This window comes from Candidatus Zixiibacteriota bacterium (assembly GCA_022865345.1).
Lineage (GTDB): Bacteria > Zixibacteria > MSB-5A5 > MSB-5A5 > RBG-16-43-9 > RBG-16-43-9.
On the sequence record JALHSU010000084.1, the window covers coordinates 1 to 2,224 of the forward strand.

Sequence of the window (2,224 nt, forward strand, 5' to 3'; positions counted from 1 at the left end):
ATCGGGGCGATCCGATTTGAACGGACGACCACTTGCACCCCAAGCAAGTGCGCTACCCAGGCTGCGCTACGCCCCGATTATATCAACTTATTATCTTCAATATCTCGCCAAGCTCCTGCTTAATATCCCGCAGGAGATTTTTCATCTTATCTTTGTCTATCTCTTTATCTTCCGCCTTCTCCACGTTCACCACCTCTGAAGCCTTGAATCCCCTTAGCTGAGACCTGGCTCCCTCAATGGTATACCCCTCATCGTACAGCAGATTTTTTATCTGCTTTAACAGCTCAATATCTTTCAACTGATAGGTGCGGTTGCCAGCCCGGTTCTTTTTCGGTCTAAGAGTAGGAAATTCCTTTTCCCAGAATCTCAGCACGTAAGGCTTGATGCTGGTTATCTCGCTTACTTCCCGGATGGAGTAGTAGAGCTTCCCGCTTATCATATCTCCTGTTTTTTGCTTCATCTTTATTCCCCTTTACACCTTGAAGGGACTGTTGGAAAAGTTCGGAAAACTGTCATTGCGAGTCCGTAGGACGAAGCCCATCTGGGCTTCGTCGTCCAGAGGACTCCTCGCAAAGACATCAAAAGGGTTTTTCGACACGCCCTAAAGACAAACTTTATATGTCAGGCTTAAAGATAAACTTTAATATTAACTTGTCAACTCCAAATTTCGGATTTTGGTCCGCGGGTCATAAGCTCCATTAAAGCTTTTTGGGGCTCGACATTTTCAAATAATATCCGGTAAACCTGATAGGCAATCGGCAGCTCGACTTTGTGTTTTTCAGATAATTGATAAGCCGATTTCGTGGTCTTTACCCCCTCAGCCACCATAACCATCCCTTCAAGTGTTTGTTTAAGGGTTTTACCCTTTCCGATCTGCTCTCCTACGTATCTGTTTCTGGAGTACTGGCTAATGCAGGTGGTAATCAGATCCCCCATACCGGATAGTCCGGCGAAAGTCGAGAGTTTAGCACTAAGCTTTGTCCCCAACCTGGTCATCTCAGCTAACCCCCTGGTAAGAAGCGCACCCTTGGCATTATCCCCTAATTTTAGCCCATCGCAAATCCCTGAGCCAATGGCGATGACGTTTTTCAAAGAACCGCCCAATTCCACGCCTACCAGGTCATCGCTGGTGTATACCCGGAAAAAATTATTCATAAAAATCTTCTGAACCTCTCTGGCGGCTTCCTCGTGCAACCCTGCGACAACCACTGAAGTCGGCATTTTTCTGGCGACCTCTTCTGCATGGCAGGGACCTGACAAAGTGACGATATTATCGTGAAGATTCTCAGGCATCTCCTGAGTCAAGACCTCTGACATCCGATTCAGGGTATCGTTTTCAATTCCCTTGGATAGACTCACGATCAAAGGGTTATCCAGGGAAATCCGGGCTAACTTTTTCGCGACTTCCCGGACTGTATGGGATGGTAAGGCCAAAGCTAAAAGCTCAGCACCGGTAACAGCTTCTTCCAGTTGGTCAGTGATTTCAATTTGCTCTGGAATTACGATTCCGGGAAGTTTACTCTTATGCTCTCTCTGCTTTTTCAAGTGGAGCATATCCTGGGGATTAAATTCCCATAAAGTAATCTTATGTTGATTTGAATTGAGGAGTACAGAAACCCCTATCCCCCAGCTTCCTGCTCCCAAGACTGCTATTTTTGTCATTTATGTAACAGAAAATGGAGTGTAAAACTTTAGTTTTACCACTTTGGCAAACCTAAAGGTTTGCACTCCAGGGTTAGATGTTTTGTTTTTTTCTAAATTTATTCTCAGTTCCATCCAACAATCTTTTAATATTCGACCGGTGTGTATAGAAAATAAAAATCGTCAGTACCAGAACCGTCACCAGTAATACTAGCGAAATCGGTTTATGAAGATAATATTTTTCAAAAGTTAAGGCAAGGAGTATAAACGAAGCTGAGGATAATGACCCCAGGGAAACGTAACGCGTAATTCCTACTACTATCAAAAAAAGTATCAGAGCTATGACAGTTTCAATTGGAGCAAGAGAGATCAATACCCCAAGGCCAGTAGCGACCCCCTTCCCTCCTTTGAAGTCCACGAAAACGGGAAAAACGTGACCCAGGATTACTGCTATGCCTGCCAGTATCATCAGGCTGACCGGATTAAGAAACGGCTGGCCAATAGATATTCGACCCAGCCAAAGCGTAGCAACCAGTCCCTTGCCTATATCTAAAATCAAAACTATCAGAGCAGGAATTGGACC

Annotated in this window: 3 protein-coding genes and 1 tRNA gene; all 4 read right to left on the reverse strand. The window is 44.8% G+C overall.

Annotated elements, in window-relative coordinates:
* Window position 1: 1 nt before the first annotated feature.
* A tRNA-Pro gene (locus tag MUP17_03640) sits at window positions 2-76 on the reverse strand.
* A 6-nt stretch (window positions 77-82) separates the two neighbouring features.
* Complete coding sequence (locus MUP17_03645; GenBank protein ID MCJ7458068.1) at window positions 83-460, reverse strand: MerR family transcriptional regulator; 378 nt, start codon at window positions 458-460, stop codon at window positions 83-85.
* Between the two features lie 194 nt (window positions 461-654).
* Complete coding sequence (locus tag MUP17_03650; protein ID MCJ7458069.1) at window positions 655-1,662, reverse strand: NAD(P)H-dependent glycerol-3-phosphate dehydrogenase; 1,008 nt, start codon at window positions 1,660-1,662, stop codon at window positions 655-657.
* 73 nt (window positions 1,663-1,735) lie between these two features.
* On the reverse strand, window positions 1,736-2,224 hold a 489-nt coding region (locus tag MUP17_03655), incomplete at its 5' end, for a glycerol-3-phosphate acyltransferase (protein ID MCJ7458070.1).